Source organism: Mesorhizobium erdmanii, from assembly GCF_013170725.1.
GTDB classification, from domain to species: domain Bacteria; phylum Pseudomonadota; class Alphaproteobacteria; order Rhizobiales; family Rhizobiaceae; genus Mesorhizobium; species Mesorhizobium erdmanii.
Window position 1 is genome coordinate 2,285,580 of sequence record NZ_CP033361.1, and the last position, 14,020, is coordinate 2,299,599.

General features: G+C 61.7%; 17 protein-coding genes. 5 read left to right on the forward strand and 12 right to left on the reverse strand.

Annotated features, from left to right (window positions below; translation table 11 throughout):
- Positions 1-79 precede the first annotated feature (79 nt).
- Positions 80-457, reverse strand: coding sequence for a flagellar export protein FliJ (locus EB233_RS11010; protein WP_027056920.1), 378 nt, complete (start codon positions 455-457; stop codon positions 80-82).
- A gap of 451 nt (positions 458-908) precedes the next feature.
- Here EB233_RS11010 and ctrA point away from each other — a divergent pair, with 451 nt between their 5' ends.
- Entirely contained in the window at positions 909-1,604 is a 696-nt protein-coding gene (gene ctrA, locus EB233_RS11015) for a response regulator transcription factor CtrA (RefSeq protein WP_064988865.1), read from the forward strand.
- A 102-nt stretch (positions 1,605-1,706) separates the two neighbouring features.
- On the opposite strand, the gene EB233_RS11020 is transcribed toward ctrA, so the two are convergent.
- Positions 1,707-2,075, reverse strand: a complete 369-nt coding sequence (locus EB233_RS11020; protein WP_013893382.1) for a response regulator — start codon at positions 2,073-2,075, stop codon at positions 1,707-1,709.
- Between the two features lie 245 nt (positions 2,076-2,320).
- On the reverse strand, positions 2,321-2,950 hold the full coding sequence (chpT, locus tag EB233_RS11025; protein ID WP_027056921.1) for a histidine phosphotransferase ChpT: 630 nt from the start codon (positions 2,948-2,950) through the stop codon (positions 2,321-2,323).
- 389 nt (positions 2,951-3,339) lie between these two features.
- Between chpT and EB233_RS11030 the strand changes: the two genes are divergently transcribed.
- Positions 3,340-3,876 (forward strand): DUF1134 domain-containing protein, encoded by a 537-nt coding sequence (locus EB233_RS11030; RefSeq protein ID WP_244277619.1) that lies wholly within the window; start codon positions 3,340-3,342, stop codon positions 3,874-3,876.
- A 159-nt stretch (positions 3,877-4,035) separates the two neighbouring features.
- Positions 4,036-5,211 carry a coiled-coil domain-containing protein gene (locus tag EB233_RS11035; RefSeq protein ID WP_064988864.1) on the forward strand — a complete coding sequence of 392 codons (1,176 nt, stop codon included), beginning with the start codon at positions 4,036-4,038 and terminating at the stop codon, positions 5,209-5,211.
- Between the two features lie 62 nt (positions 5,212-5,273).
- Here EB233_RS11035 and EB233_RS11040 read toward each other — a convergent pair whose 3' ends face one another.
- From EB233_RS11040 to EB233_RS11065, 6 genes are all read right to left on the reverse strand, one after another.
- On the reverse strand, positions 5,274-6,071 hold the full coding sequence (locus EB233_RS11040; RefSeq protein WP_064988863.1) for a TrmH family RNA methyltransferase: 798 nt from the start codon (positions 6,069-6,071) through the stop codon (positions 5,274-5,276).
- A 102-nt stretch (positions 6,072-6,173) separates the two neighbouring features.
- On the reverse strand, positions 6,174-6,518 hold the full coding sequence (locus tag EB233_RS11045) for an ArsR/SmtB family transcription factor (protein WP_064988986.1): 345 nt from the start codon (positions 6,516-6,518) through the stop codon (positions 6,174-6,176).
- Between the two features lie 155 nt (positions 6,519-6,673).
- Positions 6,674-7,453 (reverse strand): HugZ family pyridoxamine 5'-phosphate oxidase, encoded by a 780-nt coding sequence (locus tag EB233_RS11050; protein WP_064988862.1) that lies wholly within the window; start codon positions 7,451-7,453, stop codon positions 6,674-6,676.
- A gap of 118 nt (positions 7,454-7,571) precedes the next feature.
- The gene (locus tag EB233_RS11055) at positions 7,572-8,333 is read right to left on the reverse strand and encodes a 3-hydroxyacyl-CoA dehydrogenase (RefSeq protein ID WP_064988861.1); all 762 of its coding nucleotides are present in this window, start codon (positions 8,331-8,333) and stop codon (positions 7,572-7,574) included.
- Between the two features lie 149 nt (positions 8,334-8,482).
- Entirely contained in the window at positions 8,483-9,475 is a 993-nt protein-coding gene (locus EB233_RS11060) for an IS481 family transposase (protein ID WP_027055055.1), read from the reverse strand.
- Positions 9,476-9,532: 57 nt separating this feature from the next.
- Positions 9,533-10,057: a GNAT family N-acetyltransferase gene (locus EB233_RS11065; protein ID WP_064989752.1), complete on the reverse strand. Its 525-nt coding sequence runs from the start codon at positions 10,055-10,057 to the stop codon at positions 9,533-9,535.
- Positions 10,058-10,330: 273 nt separating this feature from the next.
- On the opposite strand from EB233_RS11065, the gene EB233_RS11070 reads away from it, so the two are divergent.
- Positions 10,331-11,314, forward strand: coding sequence for a glutathione S-transferase family protein (locus EB233_RS11070; RefSeq protein ID WP_064989736.1), 984 nt, complete (start codon positions 10,331-10,333; stop codon positions 11,312-11,314).
- A 22-nt stretch (positions 11,315-11,336) separates the two neighbouring features.
- On the opposite strand, the gene EB233_RS11075 is transcribed toward EB233_RS11070, so the two are convergent.
- Both EB233_RS11075 and EB233_RS11080 read right to left on the reverse strand, forming a co-directional pair.
- Positions 11,337-11,816, reverse strand: coding sequence for an ABZJ_00895 family protein (locus tag EB233_RS11075; protein WP_155765359.1), 480 nt, complete (start codon positions 11,814-11,816; stop codon positions 11,337-11,339).
- Between the two features lie 66 nt (positions 11,817-11,882).
- Positions 11,883-12,380 carry an NUDIX domain-containing protein gene (locus EB233_RS11080; RefSeq protein ID WP_064989751.1) on the reverse strand — a complete coding sequence of 166 codons (498 nt, stop codon included), beginning with the start codon at positions 12,378-12,380 and terminating at the stop codon, positions 11,883-11,885.
- Positions 12,381-12,451: 71 nt separating this feature from the next.
- On the opposite strand from EB233_RS11080, the gene EB233_RS11085 reads away from it, so the two are divergent.
- Complete coding sequence (locus EB233_RS11085) at positions 12,452-13,375, forward strand: metallophosphoesterase family protein (RefSeq protein WP_064989750.1); 924 nt, start codon at positions 12,452-12,454, stop codon at positions 13,373-13,375.
- On the opposite strand, the gene EB233_RS11090 is transcribed toward EB233_RS11085, so the two are convergent.
- Entirely contained in the window at positions 13,359-13,973 is a 615-nt protein-coding gene (locus EB233_RS11090; RefSeq protein WP_064989734.1) for a hypothetical protein, read from the reverse strand. The two genes, EB233_RS11085 and EB233_RS11090, sit on opposite strands and share 17 nt — an antisense overlap.
- Positions 13,974-14,020 lie beyond the last annotated feature (47 nt).

The following is a 14,020-nucleotide window of genomic DNA, read 5'->3' on the forward strand; positions in this document are numbered from 1 at the left end:
CCGGCTTGGCCGGGGGCCTGACTGGAAGTCGGCATATCGCGCCCGCCCAAATGGCAAGCGCACTATCTGTATCTCGGTGTCAGCCGATCATGGCGCTGCGGCCGCCGGTTTCGGCCTCGCGAACCTTGGTGTCGCGCGATTCCAGCATTTCGGCCTTGGAAAGCTCCGCTTCAGCTTCGCCGAGTAATGATTCGGCAGCGCTTCGCTGTTGGGCGAGGTCGCTTTGCGAATTTCTGAGGTTGTCGCGGCGCAAGCGTGCCGCCTTGGCGAAGGTCGGATAGGCGAAATGATTGATGTCGGTGATGCCGGCTTTCTTTTCCTCGGCGGTGATCTGAAGCTCCAGTTCGACGGCCATGCGTTCGAACTCGGCAATCATCATGTCGAGCTGCAGCAGCTGCCGCCGCTTCTCATTCACCTGAAACTGTTTCAGCCGAACGAGGTGTTCACGTGACTTCATGATTCGGTACTCCCGGAAACGCACACCCGCACATATCGTCCAAACCACCTGGAAAGGCCCAGGCACTGCCCGTGTCCACCGGCTTTCCCCCTACTATGGGAAACAAAACCCTAAAGTTTTTTGCCGGCGGTAACCATTCGTTTACGGGCATTGTTAATCATACGGGTCAGGACTTAAGGCCGGGTAAAAATTCCGGCCGCCGAAGCGAAGGCGCGTCGATGAGTCCCTGGAGTCGCTTAGTCCAGGTTGTTAATGTGTTGCATTAGGGATTTGGGTCTGGGATTCGTTATTAGATTCAAGAGGGTGTAGAAAGAGGTTAAAAAATCTGGTACCGTCGTGGGCGGGAAATTAGATTTTGTTAACCATTTCATGGCAGCCTCTGCACAAGGCAACCACTGCTCCGGTTCCGGACGGGTCGTGAAATGGTCCGGCAGCAGAAAAGGGGAATTAAATGCGTGTTCTGCTGATAGAAGATGACAGTGCAACCGCACAGAGCATCGAACTGATGCTGAAATCGGAAAGTTTCAATGTCTATACGACCGACCTCGGCGAAGAGGGTGTCAATCTGGGCAAGCTCTACGATTACGACATCATCCTTCTCGATCTCAACCTGCCCGACATGTCCGGCTATGAGGTGTTGAGAACGCTTCGCCTGTCCAAGGTAAAGACGCCTATCCTCATCCTCTCGGGCATGGCCGGCATCGAGGACAAGGTACGCGGCCTTGGCTTCGGCGCCGACGACTACATGACCAAGCCGTTCCACAAGGACGAGCTGGTGGCGCGCATCCATGCCATCGTGCGACGCTCCAAGGGTCACGCCCAGTCGGTCATCACCACCGGTGACCTGGTGGTCAACCTCGACGCCAAGACCGTTGAAGTCGGCGGCCAGCGTGTGCATCTCACCGGCAAGGAATACCAGATGCTGGAGCTGCTCTCGCTGCGCAAGGGCACCACGCTCACCAAGGAAATGTTCCTCAACCACCTCTATGGCGGCATGGACGAGCCGGAACTGAAGATCATCGACGTCTTCATCTGCAAGCTGCGCAAGAAGCTCGACGCCGCGTCCGGTGGTCAGAACTATATCGAGACGGTCTGGGGCCGCGGCTATGTGCTGCGCGAACCCGAGGATATCCGTGTCAGCGCCTGAGTGGCGAGCGCCGCCCGATTTTCGTCATCCACGACAAAGAACCCGGCCTCGGCCGGGTTTTTCGCGTCATGGATCTGCAGTGAGAATGGGCTGCCGCCGTTTTCAGGCGGCGATTTTCAGCGCGCGAAAGCGCTCGAGCAGCTGCGGGCGATTGAACGGCTTCAGAAGATAGCCCTGGGCGCCGGCGCGCTTGGCCCGCATGATCGAGGCGATATCGAGTTCGACCAGCGAGATCAGAATCTGCGGCCTTATCGGGCTTTCCATGGCGCGCACGCGGCGGATGAGGTCAACAGCCTGCACGTCCGGCAAGGCGCCGTCGACGACGATGATGTCGGGCATGTCGGCGGCGCACATCTCCAGTGCATCAAGCCCGCTGGCTGCCTCGATGATCATCATGTCGGAACCGCCCAGGATGCGTTTTGCAACCTTCCTGATGACGCTTGAATCGTCGACGAACATGCAGCGTTTCATTTCCGGGTCCTCTTTGCCCTTGGGCAATCCGGTCGTGCGGGCATCTGCCGAGCACCCTAGACCGATCTGGTAAAGAACCCGAAAATCCATTAGGTAAAATTTTTGTCAACAAGACGCCGGGAAGGCTTTTCTTCGCATCTGCTTCGACGCAGCCGACCGAGAGAAGCTCAACGCGTCCGATCAAGCCATCACGGCAATATTACGATGTTGAAATACTTTGCGCTCCCGGCAAATCGGCCGGATGCTCAGGCCGCCGAAAGCACGATTTCTTCCGCTGTCGCATGGATCGATATCGTCATGCCGGCCTCTCGGGCCAGAAGCAGCGTGTAGTATGGCTGCACCGAATGCGCATCGATCGGCTCTTCCGGCTTGTGGCCGGAATGCAGTTCGAGGAATTTCGGCGGCACGCGCAGCATCGGGCCGCTCGCCGAAAGGGAGATGCGCGGCTCGGTGTCGAGATTCTCGAGGGTGACGGCCAGCTTGCCGCCGCGCGGGATGGCGGCGTTGGCGACCAGGATCAGATTGAGCAGCAGCTTGACCTTGTTCTTGGGCAGCAGCGCGCGAGCTCCGTTCCAGGTCAGTTCCGGCTTTTCATTCTTGAGGAAGGCAATGGCCACCGCTTCCGCGTCGCCTGTGTCGATCAGCATGCCGGCGGAGCCCGCCGCGCCGAAGGCTATGCGGGCGAACTGCAACCGGGCCGAGGCGTTCCTGGCGCTCTGGCGGATGAGCCGCATGGCGTCTTCATCGGCGCCGCCCTCGTCAAGCAGTTCGAGCCCGTTGTTGATCGCGCCGACCGGCGAGATGATATCGTGGCAGACGCGGCTGCACAGAAGCGCCGCGAGATCAGGCGCGGAAAGGGTGAACAGATCGGCCATCGGTGAAAATCCCTGCAAAATTCCACAATTCGTGGCCAAGCGATTGATTGTCGTGCCCGCCCAACACGAATCATGCTCCAACCCGACGCTTTCTGAATACACAGCACTCGTACGTACAGCAACAAAACCAAAATTTTCGTTGGGGCAAATGGCGCGTTCGCGCAGGCTCCGGCGCCGCGTGATCCCAAAAGCCAGCCTTCGAACCGCCATCTTCCTGTGGGAGTTAATGGTTGAAAAAGGATTACGGCATAGTTTGCCCCTAACAGTCATCCTTAACGGCCGCCTAAAGAGCCGGACCGGATGCGAGGCGTCGGCGAAAGTGCTTCATGACGGAGATTGGAAGCATGTTTTCCCGATTCTATGACCGGAGTTTCCTCCGCGTCCTCTCAATGGCGATCACGCTCATGGGCGTTCTCGTCTTTTCGACTTCAGCCCTGCGGGCCCAGGAATATACCGCTCAGGAGATTATCGATTCCGGTCACAAGTTCTTCGGCGCGACATCGGGTGGGCTTGCCACCGTCGTCGAGAAGATCTTCGCCTCCTACGGCCTGCCCAATGGCTATCTACTCGGCGAGGAGGGGTCGGGCGCGCTGATCGGTGGCCTGACCTATGGCGAAGGCACGCTCTACACCAAGAATGCCGGCGACCACAAAGTGTTCTGGCAAGGCCCGTCGCTGGGCTGGGATTTCGGCGGCGAGGGGTCTCGGGTGATGATGCTGGTCTACAATCTCGATGATGTCAGCAACCTCTACAACCGCTATGGCGGCGTCGCCGGCTCGGCCTATGTGGTGGCGGGCGTCGGCTTCAATGTGCTGAAGAACAACAACGTGCTCCTGGTGCCGATCCGCACCGGCGTCGGCGCGCGGCTCGGAGTCAATCTCGGCTATTTGAAGCTGACCGAGCGGGCGACCTGGAATCCGTTCTGATTCCCATCCATCCTGACCGCAATGCCAACTTTTCCATGGGAATTGTAGACCTGTGACCCTCCACGCGCTGTGGCAAGCTCTTGCCGCAGCGCCGGATTTCCGCCATGCCAGTATGATGCGGTTCAGTCCAAGCGGTTGCCGCCGATAGCGGGTTGTCCTTTGGTTCAGTCGGTCCTGTTCTTTGCCCTTGGCTTTCTGTGCGCCGGCTTTCTGGCGCTGATGGTTGCTCCAGCCGTCTGGCGGCGTGCCGTCGCGCTGACCCGCAGGCGGATCGAGGCCTCCATCCCGTTGACGCAGACCGAAATTCAGGCCGACAAGGACCGCATCCGGGCCGAGTACGCCATGGCCACGCGCCGCCTCGAAATGAACGTCAAGGCGCTGCGCGAAAAGGCGGCCGAACAACTGGTCGAGATCAATCGTGGCCGCGAGGCGTTGAAGGGGCTGGCGGTCGAGCGCACGGACAAGAACCACGCGCTCGCTGAACTCGGCGCCAAGAACGAGGCGCTGCGGCAGCGCGAAGAGGAGTTGCACCAGCTTTCGGAGCGGCTCAAGGAAACCGAACGCAAACTGGAGAAGCGGGCGCTCGAGCTCGAAAAGCTGGAGCACATGTACGACGATGCCAGTTTTTCCTCCTCCAGCCGGCAGATCGAGCTCGTGGCGCGGGAATCTGAGCTGCAGAAGCTTGCGAGCGACATCTCGCTGCTGCGCGGCCAGCGCAAGGAGACGGATCGGCGCCATCAGGAGATCGCGGCCGAAAGCAAGGCGGCACGCGATGCGTTAAAGGTCGAGAAGAAACGGGTGGCCGAACTCGACAAGAAGGTCGAGCGGCTGCTGGCAACGCTGGCTGATCGCGAGGACAAGCTCGATCGCCGCGAAAAGGAGCTGGCGCGTATGCGCGAAAAGGTGAAGGCCGAGGACGGTGTAACGGCCTTGCGGCTGGTCGGCAAGCCAGATGAGATGGTCAGGCATGACGAGGGCAGGAATGGCGAGGCCAAGAATGACGAGGCTAGGCAGCGCGATGATCTGGATCAGGCGATCGCCAAGCTCGACAACGATCGCGAGCGGCTGGAGGCCAGGCTGACGGCACTGGCGCGCGAGAACAAGCGGCTGAAGGCCGATCTCGGCGCCATGGCATCGTCGGGCTCAGCGAATGGCAGTGCCGCGCTACGCGAGCAGATGAACGAGCTTGCGGCGGAAGTCGTCCACCTGACGGCCAAGCTCGAGGGCCCGGATTCACCGATCGCCAAGGCGCTGGCGGCACCTCAGGATTCACGGTCCGGTGACCGCAGCCTTGCAGATCGCGTGCGGGCGCTGCAGAAGGCCGACGCCAACTGAAGGATGGATGTCGCGCCGAGCGCGGCCGGTACGACGCGCATCGTCGAACTGTCCAAAGCAAGTCAGCGGTTCGAGAAATGATGCAGTGCGATGGCTGACGCGGCCGCCACGTTCAAGCTGTCGAAGCCTTCCGACATGGTGATCCGCACCGTGTGCAGCCGGTCGAGCAGGCTTTCGGGGAGGCCTTCGCCCTCGGTGCCGAGATAGAGCGCCAGGCGTGCGGCCGGGTCTGCGTCGCGTATCTCGGTTCGTCCGCGCGGCGACAGGGCGAATTGCTCAAAACCGCGTTCGGCGAGCATCGCGGTAAAGCCAGCGCTATCGGTGAAGGATGCGAACGGGATCTTGAGCGCGGCGCCGACCGAAACGCGGATCGCCTTGCGGTACAGTGGATCGCAGCATGTCGCGTCCATCAGCACCGCATCCGCGCCGAAGGCGGCGGCATTGCGAAAGATCGAGCCCATATTGTCGTGGTTGGCGATGCCGATGAGCACTACAACCAAGGCCTGAGCGGGCAAGGCATCCAGTAATGGCCCGGCCGCTTGTGGTGTCTCCTTGCGGCCGATGGCGAGGATGCCGCGATGCATGTGGAAGCCGGCGATCGCGTCCATCAGCGTGCTGGTGACGACGTAGACCGGCAGGTCCGCCGGCGCCTTGCGCAGGATCTCCGTCAGGCCGCTGAGCCGGTTCTCCAGGACAAGAACGGATTCGGCACTGAGCCGGCCGGACGACAGAAGCAGGTCGAGCACCACCTTGCCTTCGGCGACGAAACGGCCTTGCCGGCCGGCGAGATCGCGTTCGCGGATATCGAGATAGCCGGCGACCCTGGGATCGCGCGGGTCCTCAATGCGAATTGGGTCCATATCCTCCGCTCAAAAATCGAGAGCGCGGCCATGCATCGAAAGAGACACACAAGCCACGCTCCGGAAATCGTTAGCGAGGTAAACGGCGGCAGGCGCGTCCGGTCAAGTCCCTGCGCGGCGCAATCTCTGTGCCATCTGGGACAGGTCTTCCCTGCCGGTGCCGAAAATACCATCCAGAACGACGAGTAACTCGCGCACCGCATCGGATTTGCAGGAGTAGTAGATCATCTGACGGTCACGGCGGGTATCCACCAGGTCGAGCGCCCGCAACTTGGCCAGATGCTGCGAGAGAGCGGATTGGCTGAGCATCACCTTTTCGGCGATCGCGCCGACCGACATTTCACCGTCGATCAGATAGCTCATGATCAACAGCCGTTTTTCGCTGCCCATCAGCATCAGAAATTCGGCAGCAGATTCTGCGTTGGCGATTAGCTTTGTCGAGACCATGAATGCCCCATGCTGTTTGCTCATCGAGGCACCATGGGGGCAATGGCGCCTGAATCCATAAAGTCACTTGCGAAAGGCAACCGACGAGTCAGCGCCATCTCTGAAAGGTAGAACATTTCTTTCAAATCTCAAGTGTTGCTTTTGATCAAATGCAATTAAGTTTCACTATTTGCCTGCCCTGCAGCCCGGCCGCTCCTCGCCATCTCGACCAGAACGGGTCGCAATTCCCGCGCCGATATCAGAGGTTGTGGAAAAAATACCCGGCAAACAATGTCTCTCGCCACCAGATCCATACCATCGGCGTCCAAACCAGCGATGCGCCAGCCGTCGCCAGATGCCCCGCCATAACGATACGCATAAACAGCGATCGCGTCGAGATGGTCCGTGTTCATGTGTTCGATGGCGGATTGTTCGCCCGCCGCAAGCTCTTCGACGATGGGGCCGCCGGTCACGAGATCGGAGCGATCGAGCAAATAGGCCTTGCCGAAGCCGCCATTGAGGCTGGCACGTTGTGGCTCGAGGCGAAAGATCGAGAAATCGCCGAGCCCGGCATAAAGGCTCGCCTTGGGATTGCGGTTGAGATAACGGCGCTCGGCACGGCCATGCGCGTCCGAGCCACGCTCGAGCCGCGACGCCTGGCAGGTCAACGTCAGGCGCGGATGCGCCAGCGGGTCGCCCTTGCCGGGCTCGCCGAGCAGCAGGGAGCAGCGTGGATCGGCAAGCATGGCGGGCGTATGCGCCGACAGCATCGAGACCAGGATCAGCGGCGCGCCGTCGATGTCGGTGGCGACGCCGACCCGGCTTGCCAACGGCGAGCCGGTCTGCGGCTCCAGCACCGCCAGGGCGCCGAAGCGGGCGCTGCGCAGAAGCGTCTTCGCCAGCCGGACCGCCTCGGCGTCCGTCTCGCGGATCACGTCCTTCTTTTTTTCGTCCAAGGGTCTCGCTCTGCTACGTTGATTTCCTGTTCCACTTATAAAACGACGATGCCGGCCGGGCAGGTGATCGATGCATGTCGTTGCCCCAAAGCCGCTCTGCGGTTCCGGGCGACATTCATTACTTCGGCGCCATGCGAATGGCGCCGTCGAGGCGGATGGTTTCGCCGTTCAGCATCTGGTTTTCGATGATGTGCAACGCAAGCGCGGCATATTCGGACGGTTCGCCGAGGCGGGACGGGAAGGGCACCGCGGCGCCGAGCGAATCCTGTACCTCCTGCGGCATGCCGGCCATCATCGGTGTCTTGAAGATGCCGGGTGCGATGGTGCAGACGCGAATGCCGGAACGGGCAAGGTCGCGCGCTACCGGCAGCGTCATGCCGACCACGCCGCCCTTGGAGGCGGAATAGGCTGCCTGGCCGATCTGGCCGTCATAGGCGGCGACCGAAGCGGTGTTGACGATGACGCCTCGCTCGCCGCCCTGCAGCGGCTCGAGCCTGGAGGCGCGGTCGGCGACGAGGCGGATCATGTTGAAGGTGCCGATCAGATTGACCTCGATCACCTTGCGGTATTGATCGAGCGGATGCGGCCCGTCCTTGCCGACGGTCTTCATGCCAATGGCGATGCCGGCGCAATTGACCAGGATGCGTGGCTCGCCCAGCTTGCTTGCCGTCACGGCGAGGGCGGCGGCGCCACTGTCGGCGCTGCTGACATCGCATTGGACGGCAATGCCGCCGATCTCGGCCGCGACCTTGGCGGCGCGGTCGATGCCGACATCGAAGATGGCGACGCGGGCCCCCTTGGCGGCAAGGGCACGCGCCGTCGCCTCGCCCAGGCCGGAGCCGCCGCCGGTCACGATCGCGATCTGGCCGTTCGGGTTCATGGCGTCATCCTCTCCTCTGAAACAGGGACGGATCAGGCCCGGATCGGCGGGCCAGGTCAAGCCGTCTAACTCTCTGCCTTGACGTAACTCCCAAGGGGGAGCGCTACGCGGTCCCTGGAAAACCGTTTCACACTTTTCCTGGAATTGCTCTAAATGTTTGGTCCCGGCATTTGCTGGAGCGGATTGAGTTTGAAGCGTTCCGGTTGTGAGACCCATGCCTTGCAGATGAACTCGTATGGGGTGAGACCTTTGAGGGTCTTGAGCCTGCGAGCGAAATTGTAGGCGGCAACGAAGTCGGCGAGATGGGTGCGTAGTTGGTCGTGGCCCTCATAGTAGAAGCGCTTGACGGTGGCGTCCTTGATGGTTCGGTTCATTCTCTCGACCTGGCCGTTGGTCCACGGATGCCTCGCCTTGGTCGTGCGATGCTCGATGTCGTTCCTGGCGCAGGTGTACTCGAAGGCGTGAGCGCGGAAGATCTCGCCATTGGCGATTGCCTCCTTGATCAGCGGCACCGCCGAGCCACCGGCACCGGGCGTGGTGAACTGAATGCCGTTATCGGTAAGCACGGTATGAATCTTGTAGGGAACGGCCGCGATCAGGCGCAGTAGAAAGTCTCTCGAGACGGCGGTGGGGGCCTTCTCGTGCAACTCGACGAAGGCGAACTTCGAGGTCCGATCAATGGCGACGAACATGTGCAGCTTGCCCTGCTCGGTCCTCACCTCGGCAATGTCGATGTGGAAGTAGCCGATCGGGTAGCTCTTGAATTTCTTCTTCGCCGGTTTGTCACCCTCGACATCCGTCAGGCGGCCGATGCCATGGCGTTGCAGGCAGCGATGCAATGAAGACCGCGTCAGGTGCGGGATGGTTGGCTGCAAGGCATAAAAGCAGTCGTCGAGCGGTAGCAACGTGTAGCGCCGGAAGGCGACGATGATTGCCTCCTCCTCGATCGAGAGCACTGTCGATCTCGGTTCCTTCGGACCAGTCGGCAGATCGGCGACTGAAGTTCGCCTCTTCCATTTGGCGACCGTCTTCTGGTTGATCCCGTAGCGCTTGGCCAGAGCCCTCAGGCTCTCTTGACTATACTGTATCGCTCGACGGACCGCCTCTGTCGTTGTGGCGCTCCCATGCAGAACCTGGCCCATAGCGCATCCTTTGATTCGGAAGATAAGGATGCCCCATCAAAGCCTGGGATCAAACATCTAGACGTGCTCGGCGACCCTGGCCCGGCTGGCGTGGCCGACCTCGCCGGTGAGCCTGGCAACCGCGCCCGGCGTGATCTCGTGCGACAGAAGGCGGTCGAGATCGACAGGGCGTGGCATCGAGATCTGGCCGCGCGGGATGCGCTTGAAGCCGAGCGGCCCGTAATAGGGTTCGTCGCCGACCAGGATGACGGCTGGTGAGCCGGCCTTTGCGGCCGCTTCGAGCGCGATCGCCACCAGCCGGCGGCCGATGCCCAGGTTCTTGAAGGCCGGCCGCACGGCAAGCGGCCCGAGCATCAGCGCGCGGCCGGCGCCAGCGGCGATGCGGGTCATGCGCACCGAGGCGACGACAATGTCGCCGTCGACCGCGACAAAGGACAGCGCCCGCTCGTGGCCGCCGGCTTCGCGGATCTTGTAGGCGGCCAGTACGAAACGGCCGGGGCCGAAGGCCTCGTCATTGATGGCTTCGATTTCAGGGTCATGCGCCGGAGTTTCCGGCAGGTATTTCACGTCGGCAAGGCTCATGGTCTTTGCGTTCCGGTAAGGAGGAAAGGTTTGCTGCAAACGGCAGCATTCGCCAGTCAGCGCTTCATCAAGCGCGGGCGCCCTTTCGTCGTCGGTCAAACCGGATCAAAGCAAAATCGAACATGCGGAGTGTCCGCTAGCATCAATTTTCGGCCGCTGCAATTGGCCTGATACGTCCGCCGTCTTCGTCAAGTGACGGTCTGTTCAGCGGCTGACGTCTTCGACAACGCAAGCTTGCGCCTACATGGCACCCAAGGATGCAAGGAGATTCGCATGGGATTGCTGGTCGAAGGCAGGTGGCAGGATCGCTGGTACGACACGGCGGACAATGGCGGCAGGTTCGTCAGGACGCAATCGCAATGGCGCGACTGGATCACCGTCGAGGGAGCGCCGGCTGAAGGCCGCGCGCGCGGCTTCAAGGCGGAGCCCGGGCGCTATCACCTCTATGTATCGCTCGCTTGCCCATGGGCGCACCGGACGCTGATTTTTCGCGCGCTGAAGAAACTGGAAGACACCATCTCCGTCTCGGTCGTGCATCATTTCATGGGCGCCAACGGCTGGACATTCCTGGCCGAGGATGGCGCCACTGGCGACACGCTTTACGGTCTCGATTTCCTGCACCAGATCTATGCCAAGGCCAATCCAGCCTATTCCGGCCGGGTGACGGTGCCCGTGTTGTGGGACAAGAAGCAGCAGACGATCGTCTCCAACGAGTCTTCCGAGATCATCCGGATGCTCAACACGGCGTTCGACGCATGGGGCGATGCAAGCCTCGACTTCTATCCGCAGGACCTGCGGCGCGAGATCGACCGCGTCAATGCGATGGTCTATCCCGCGGTCAACAACGGCGTCTACCGCGCCGGCTTCGCCACCACGCAGCGCGCCTATGAGGAGGCGTTCGGCGAATTGTTCGCGGCGCTGGATACGCTGGAGGAGCGGCTGTCAAAACAGCGCTATCTCGTCGGTGACCGCATCACCGAGGCCGACTGGCGGCTGTTCACCACGCTGGTTCGTTTCGACCCGGTCTATGTCGGCCATTTCAAATGCAATCTGCGCCGCATCGCCGACTATCCCAACCTGTCGAACTATCTGCGCGACCTCTACCGGGTGCCAGGCGTCGCCGGGACCGTGAACCTGCATCACATCAAGGCGCACTATTACGCCAGCCACGAGACGATCAATCCGACACGGATCGTGCCGGTTGGGCCGGAACTGGACTATACCGCGCCGCATGACCGGGCGCGGTTCGCGATCTGAGATCTCCCCGGCGGGCAAGTGGCTATCGGAAGGTTTCCGTGTTGAGGCGAGCCTGCCTGGCAAGCTCCGCTTTCAGGAAACTCTTGCCCATGCGGCTGGAGTAGCCCAGGGCATTGATGCCGAAAACCACAAGCCCGGCAAACAGCAGGACGAAAACCCAGACGAGAGCAGGCATGGTATCGCTTCCCGGCATGGCCCCGCCCGCGACAGCGAGGCCCACGAATACCAATGAAAGCAGGCACGAGGCCAGAGACGAAAGAAGCGTTATCTTCCAATATTCGTCTCGATTGAAAAGCCGAAGGTTCCTCTTGACGAATTTGTAAGAGGCGAAAGAGGTTGACCCGAACGTGATGGCGAAGCCGCTTGCATTGCCGAAGCTGTCCGGCAGCGACCGAAACATCATTGCTATGGCGATAAACACGGCGGTCAAGCCCACCATCATCAGACTATAAAAGCCGACATAGGGCCAAACGTTCACTGATTTTACTTGTCCCACATCCATAGAATCGCCCCAACGTATTTTTCTTGATCAATACAGCTCGGACCTATTTTAACAGCTGAGGCAAGCTTACCAATAGGGTGACGCGGGTTCGTCCCCAAAAACCTCGGCGATGCGCCGCAGCGTTGCCGGCGTCGTGCCCTGCGGCAAGCGGTCGAGCGGGAAGAAGCCGGCCTCGGCGATCTCATGGTCGGGCAGCTTCGGCGTGGTCTGGTTGAACTGCCCGATGAGATAGAAGCCGACATGGTCGCGGCGGCTGGAGCGGCGGTTGAAATGCATCGACTTCAGCACCGGCGGTGCGGCCAGCGCAATATTGCCTTCCTCGGCGAGCTCGCGCGCCAGCGCTTCGGCCAGCGTTTCGCCGACTTCGACGCCGCCCCCGGGCAACTGCCAGCCGGGTACATAGGTATGCCGAATGAGAAAGACGGAATTCGTGGCGGCGTCATGGACGAGGCCACGCACGCCCAGCGTCATCGGCCGCCGCAGCACGAAATAGAGATGGAACAGCCTGGCTCGCAGCCCCGCCCAGCCGGTCTGGCGGAAGGCGGCTTCGGCATCGGTCGTCATCGGCAGCAAAACCGTGGGTGGAAAGCCAAGCTTTTGTAGCAAGGCGCGCGCGCGTCGCCTATGAAGGATGCATGTTCAGGCTCGCGCATATTTCCGATGTCCATCTGGGGCCATTACCCGATGTATCCTATCGCGATCTCGCCTCCAAGCGCGTGCTCGGCTACGTCAATTGGCAGCGCAATCGCCGCCGCCACATGCATGACGCCGTCATCGACGCCATCACCGCCGATATCAAGGCGCAGAGCCCCGACCATCTCGCCGTCACAGGCGACCTGGTCAATCTGGCGCTCGACGGCGAGATCGAGATGGCCAAGCACTGGCTGGAAACGCTGGGATCGCCGCACGACGTCTCCGTCGTTCCGGGAAACCACGACGCCTATGTGCCGGGCGCCTTCGACAAGGTCTGCCGGTCGTGGGCGGCCTGGATGAGCGGCGACGGCGTCAATACGCCGGTCGACCGCAACGCGTTCCCCTATCTGCGCGTGCGTGGCAATGTCGCGCTGATCGGCGTCTCGACGGCGCGCGCCACGGCACCCTTCATGGCCAATGGCTTCTTCATGGAAGGGCAGGCGGAGCGGCTCGGCAAGATCCTGCGCGACAGCGGCGGGCAAGGTCTGTTTCGCGCGATCATGATTCACCATCCGCCGGTGCGCGGTGCCGTTTCGCAGCACAAGCGGCTGTTCGGGATCGCCCGCTTCCAAAAGGTCATCCGCAAGCATGGCGCGGAGCTTGTCCTGCACGGACATTCGCATCTGCCGTCGCTGTTCCAGATCGGTCCGCGCGGCGCCAGGGTTCCGGTGGTCGGCGTCGCCGCCGCCGGCCAGGCGCCGGGCGGCAAGCATCCGCCGGCGCAGTACAATCTGTTCGACATCGATGGCGAAAAGGGCAATTGGCGCATCCGCCTGACGCGGCGCGGCCTGACCGGGCCGGCGATGCCGCCCGCCGATCTGCAGACGCTGGAGATCGGCGCGGAAGCCGCTATGGCCGCAGGCTGAGCCCCATCGCCACGATGCGGTCCCAGAACAGGGCGACCGACACCGCCAGGCCGACCAGCGCGCCGGCGGCGACCAGGCCAAGGCCCGACATGAAGGCCGACCAGCCCTTCCCGCGTTGCGCTGACCGCAGCGGCGGCTCGGCTTCCGCCACCGCGGCGCGCTTCATGCCGGCGACGGCCGGTTCCGCCCCGCCCTCCATCATCCTCTGGCGCTCGACGATGCGTTCGGCGACGTAGCGGGTCACGGAATCGGCAACCGGTTTCATGTCGGTCGATTCGGCAAGCACCACGCGGCCGATGCGAGTGTCCTTGAGGAAGCGGTAGGTACGGCGGTCGCGCCCCATCGCGACATGGCTGACGGCATCGATCCACAGACGCGGCTGCAGGCCAGAGGACACGACGAAGTCGAAATTGTCCATGTCCGCGGGCACGTCGGCAAAGACGGGTGCGAGTTCGGCGGCCAGAAGATCGAGGCGCATGCGATGCGCTTCGCGCATGTCGACGACGACATCGTCGCGGTCGGCGAAGGCATTCTTCACATCACGGATGGCATCGGACAGTTTCCTTGACGGATCGATCTTTTCGCCTGCGTCCTTCATCGGCGTCTGCCTCGCGGGGTTTGGTTAACACCGGGTTAACACAGCCG

Coding starts and splice junctions, on each gene's coding strand:
- EB233_RS11010 (WP_027056920.1), bottom strand. CDS start 457: ATGAAGTCACGTGAACACCTCGTTCGGCTGAAACAGTTTCAGGTGAAT.
- ctrA (WP_064988865.1), top strand. CDS start 909: ATGCGTGTTCTGCTGATAGAAGATGACAGTGCAACCGCACAGAGCATC.
- EB233_RS11020 (WP_013893382.1), bottom strand. CDS start 2,075: ATGAAACGCTGCATGTTCGTCGACGATTCAAGCGTCATCAGGAAGGTT.
- chpT (WP_027056921.1), bottom strand. CDS start 2,950: ATGGCCGATCTGTTCACCCTTTCCGCGCCTGATCTCGCGGCGCTTCTG.
- EB233_RS11030 (WP_244277619.1), top strand. CDS start 3,340: ATGGCGATCACGCTCATGGGCGTTCTCGTCTTTTCGACTTCAGCCCTG.
- EB233_RS11040 (WP_064988863.1), bottom strand. CDS start 6,071: ATGGACCCAATTCGCATTGAGGACCCGCGCGATCCCAGGGTCGCCGGC.
- EB233_RS11045 (WP_064988986.1), bottom strand. CDS start 6,518: ATGGTCTCGACAAAGCTAATCGCCAACGCAGAATCTGCTGCCGAATTT.
- EB233_RS11055 (WP_064988861.1), bottom strand. CDS start 8,333: ATGAACCCGAACGGCCAGATCGCGATCGTGACCGGCGGCGGCTCCGGC.
- EB233_RS11060 (WP_027055055.1), bottom strand. CDS start 9,475: ATGGGCCAGGTTCTGCATGGGAGCGCCACAACGACAGAGGCGGTCCGT.
- EB233_RS11065 (WP_064989752.1), bottom strand. CDS start 10,057: ATGAGCCTTGCCGACGTGAAATACCTGCCGGAAACTCCGGCGCATGAC.
- EB233_RS11070 (WP_064989736.1), top strand. CDS start 10,331: ATGGGATTGCTGGTCGAAGGCAGGTGGCAGGATCGCTGGTACGACACG.
- EB233_RS11075 (WP_155765359.1), bottom strand. CDS start 11,816: ATGGATGTGGGACAAGTAAAATCAGTGAACGTTTGGCCCTATGTCGGC.
- EB233_RS11080 (WP_064989751.1), bottom strand. CDS start 12,380: ATGACGACCGATGCCGAAGCCGCCTTCCGCCAGACCGGCTGGGCGGGG.
- EB233_RS11085 (WP_064989750.1), top strand. CDS start 12,452: ATGTTCAGGCTCGCGCATATTTCCGATGTCCATCTGGGGCCATTACCC.
- EB233_RS11090 (WP_064989734.1), bottom strand. CDS start 13,973: ATGAAGGACGCAGGCGAAAAGATCGATCCGTCAAGGAAACTGTCCGAT.